We start from the raw sequence: 3,391 nt of genomic DNA, 5'->3' as shown, positions 1-3,391 counted from the left end.
TGTTACGTCCCGGGCTATTTGAGGAGCGGCGTCGCGAGCTATTCGAGGTGAGACGTCGGCAATCGTCGCGGGTTGCCGGAGGCGCAGAGCAACTCCGGCGTAGCGTGAGATGGAATGAGGCGAAGTCCGAGAATCGTCGCACGATGAAGGGGGGCGAAGGGCAAACAGCCCCGGGATGGCCGGGGCTGTTGCTTAGAACGGATCGTCCAGACGGGGTTGGCGTTTGCCGCCACCGTGCCATGGTTCGTAATAGCGGCGGATCTGGTCCCGGTACGTGGCGCTGAACCACAGGAAGCAATCTGAGAGGAAGTGCTGGATTTGCGCGGCTGCCTCGTCAGATAGTGTGGGTGGAATCGGCATCGGGGGCATGGCAGGACGGGGCGTGTTCTTGGATCGCATGCGGGAAGACTCCTTGTGTTGACTACCGGCAGTCATCGCAACTCCTCGATAGCCTGTTGAAGCAGCTCGTCTGGCAGGTGATTGAGCCCTTTCGGAACGGCCAATTGCATGGTGGTGCGCAAGATGCGCCCGGCCTGCCGCGGTAGGCCACGCGAGGCCTGCCGCAGCAGTTCGAGCCCGGAGTCGGCCAGCAGCGTGTGGGTGCAGCCGGCGCTCTTGAGCGCGTGCGCAATGAGCTGCGCGAAGCGTTCACGCTCGAAGACCGGTTTGAACAGCACACGCGCCTGAATGCGTCCATACAAGGCGGCGTACGGCGCGCGCTCGAGCGTACTGGCCAGACTCGGATGACCGGCGAACCAGACGGTGAGCAGGTCACGGGCATCGAAGGCGAAGTTCAGGAACGACGGGAAGTCGCGGAAGAACTCGGGCGGCAGGTTCTGGGCTTCGTCGATGATCCACACGGGCAGCAATTGCTTGCTGTCGGCCAGCTCGGTGATGCGCTGCTTCAGGTCGCGCCACAGGTCGGCGCGCCGATAGCCGGGTTCGAGGCCGAGCGCGCGGGCCAGCGCCCGGTACAGATCGACGCGCCCGAACTCGGTCTCGGCCAAGTAGATGACCAGATAGCGATGCGGATTGAGCGTGCGGGTGATGTGGCGCAGCGCGGCGGTCTTGCCCACGCCGGGCTCGCCGGTGAGCAGGCCGATGCCGGGGCTGGTCAGCAGCCACTGGAAGCGCTCAGTCAACTGGGCGAGCGCACCGTCGTCCCACAGTTCGGTCGAATCCTTGTCCAGCAGCGCACGACGCAGGCCGAAGTGTTGTCGGTACATGTCATGCCTCCGGTGCGTAGTGGCGCTGGTGAACGAGCTCGATCAGATTGGGCCCCGGCGAGGCAGGTTCGCCGGTCGCCGGTTCCGACAGGGGCTTGCGACGCCGGCGGGTGAGGTTTGCAACGGCGTCGAGTTCGGTGGCGGCGCCCAGCGGCTGTCCGGATTCGCTCTCGACCCGCCTGACCGTCGCGGTATGCGGATCGACGACGAGCTGCACGGTCTGGCCGGTCAGCTCGTACGGGACCTCGAAGCGCTTGCCCTGGAACGACACCGTGCCATCGCGACGCACGTGGCGCGCGACGCGATGCAGGAACAGCTCATCGAGTTGCGCGGCCAGCGAGCCCAGCGAGCGGATCCTGGGCAGGTCCTGCTGATAGCGGGCCAGCGGCGTTTGGTTATCGAGCGCGCTGTGTGGGTTGCGGTGATAGACCTGCTCGACCCAGGCCCACAGGCGGGCGTTCAGGTCGGCCAGGTCGCGCAGATGGGTGATGTCGAGCTCGGCGAGGAACTGCTCGCGTAGGGTCCGGTGCCAGCGTTCCAACTTCCCCTTGCCTTCTGGTGCGTATGGCCGGCAATAGACCAGTCGGATCGMCAGGCGTGCGCAGATGCCCTGCAGGGTCGAAGCGCGATACGCTGCGCCGTTGTCGACGACGATCATCTTTGGCACGCCGCGCTTGAGCAGCGCCTGCTTGAGCACGCCCTCGATATCCAGCGCCGTCTCGGACAGGCAGAAGGCGCTGTGGGCGATGAGCCGCGAGGCGTCATCCATGAGCGAGACGAGATAGGTCTTCATGCGCCGGCCGCCGAACGACAGCGTGGGTGCGTGCATGACGTCGCCGTACCAGATGGAGCCGGCGTGTTCGGCCACGAAGCTGCGCTTCTCGTCGGGCACGACCGCTGGGCCGGCAATGCGCGAGAGCCCATGCGTCTGAAGCAGGCGGTGCACCGCGCAGCGCGAGAGCGAGTCGCGCGGCACAACGCCGCTGGCCTCGAGCAGCAGGCGAATCTGGCGAATCGAGCGGCGCGGGTTCTCGCGCTTGGCGGCCAGCACCGCGGTTTGCACCGGCTCGGGCAGCTTGGAGCGGCCGGTATCGGTGCGGGGCTTGTCGGCCAGCCCCGCGATGCCCTCGCGCCGCCAGGCGTAGTACCAGGCCTGCAGGGTCTTCTCGCCGATGTGGCGCCGGCGCGAGCCGGGGATCGCATACTCCTGGCGGGCCAGTTGCCGCAGGAGCTGCTGCAGCTCGCCGCGGCCCAGCTTCTCGCGGCTGACCAGCGGGCCCAGCACGGACAGGCGAAACAGTGCCTTCGGATCGATGTCATTCATGAACGTTCCTCGTAAAAAGGGAAACGCCATGAGACCTGCAATCCGAATCCGGCGGCAGTGGGCAAAGTGTGTGGAGTCCCGGTGCCAATGCGAATTGGCCCATCGCGGCCCGCGTTGGAGTCAATTGATCACGGGACATCCTGGTCGTCGTGATCGAGCCAGGCCATTGCCTCACACAACGGCATTCGCGCGAAGCAGGTGAGCCAGAACGTGGTGGAATCGGCGGCGCGGCCCAGTTCGGCAAAGCGGCTGCGCAGATGGAACATGAAGGTCGCGCCGTGCGCCTGGAGCCAGTGCCACCAGCGCCGCACGGTGTGGTAGCTCAGCGCGAACACGGCGGCCACGCGGCGCAGCGATGCGCCGATGAGCAGGAGCAGCAGGACTTGCTGCTGCAGTGCCCAGTCGTACCAGCGGCGTGGGCAGATGCACAGCGGCAGGCGCGAGCAGGTGCGGCGGCACGTTGGGCAACGAAAGCGTGGAACCGGTGCCGGATTGAGCGAGCCGTCCTCGCCGCGGTCGGCCTTGCGGTGGTAGCAGCCATGGCACCACAGACAGGCGCCACCGCAATGGATGCAGACCTTGGGCCGGTACGACTGCGGGGTGGCACGAACGGCGCGAAGATGTTGTTCGAGAGTGGGAAACGCGAATACAATCCGATGCATAGGCCAGTCTGTTCTGATGTTCGTACGAGGTCCGGAAACGTCGCACGATATCAGAGGAGTACTGGCCTTCTTTACGCCCGTCGTGTCTCGCGATGGTCAAGGCGATGTTCCTAAACTCGCTCTTGCCGAAACCGCGACAAACACCCCTCGCCAAACCTCAAAATTGGCGGGACGTAACA

The 3,391-nt window shown here is 65.6% G+C and carries 4 protein-coding genes; all 4 read right to left on the bottom strand.

Features of this window, described 5'->3' with window-relative positions; translation table 11 throughout:
- Positions 1-192: 192 nt before the first annotated feature.
- Positions 193-399, bottom strand: coding sequence for a hypothetical protein (locus AC1DKD_RS40100; RefSeq protein ID WP_477104152.1), 207 nt, complete (start codon positions 397-399; stop codon positions 193-195).
- A 32-nt stretch (positions 400-431) separates the two neighbouring features.
- Positions 432-1,226 (bottom strand): ExeA family protein, encoded by a 795-nt coding sequence (locus AC1DKD_RS40095; RefSeq protein WP_477104153.1) that lies wholly within the window; start codon positions 1,224-1,226, stop codon positions 432-434.
- Between the two features lies 1 nt (position 1,227).
- Entirely contained in the window at positions 1,228-2,550 is a 1,323-nt protein-coding gene (locus AC1DKD_RS40090; RefSeq protein WP_477144638.1) for a DDE-type integrase/transposase/recombinase, read from the bottom strand.
- 128 nt (positions 2,551-2,678) lie between these two features.
- Positions 2,679-3,212, bottom strand: coding sequence for a DUF6431 domain-containing protein (locus tag AC1DKD_RS40085; RefSeq protein WP_267606736.1), 534 nt, complete (start codon positions 3,210-3,212; stop codon positions 2,679-2,681).
- Positions 3,213-3,391 lie beyond the last annotated feature (179 nt).

The sequence above is a fragment of the Cupriavidus sp. 05T313 genome (assembly GCF_056396665.1).
The sequence above is the reverse complement of the archived record's forward strand: the minus strand, read 5'-3'. Positions and strand labels throughout refer to the sequence as shown.

What these genes read in the sequence shown, in the direction of transcription:
- AC1DKD_RS40100 (WP_477104152.1), bottom strand. Translation starts at nt 399, where the DNA reads ATGCGATCCAAGAACACGCCCCGTCCTGCCATGCCCCCGATGCCGATT.
- AC1DKD_RS40095 (WP_477104153.1), bottom strand. Translation starts at nt 1,226, where the DNA reads ATGTACCGACAACACTTCGGCCTGCGTCGTGCGCTGCTGGACAAGGAT.
- AC1DKD_RS40085 (WP_267606736.1), bottom strand. Translation starts at nt 3,212, where the DNA reads ATGCATCGGATTGTATTCGCGTTTCCCACTCTCGAACAACATCTTCGC.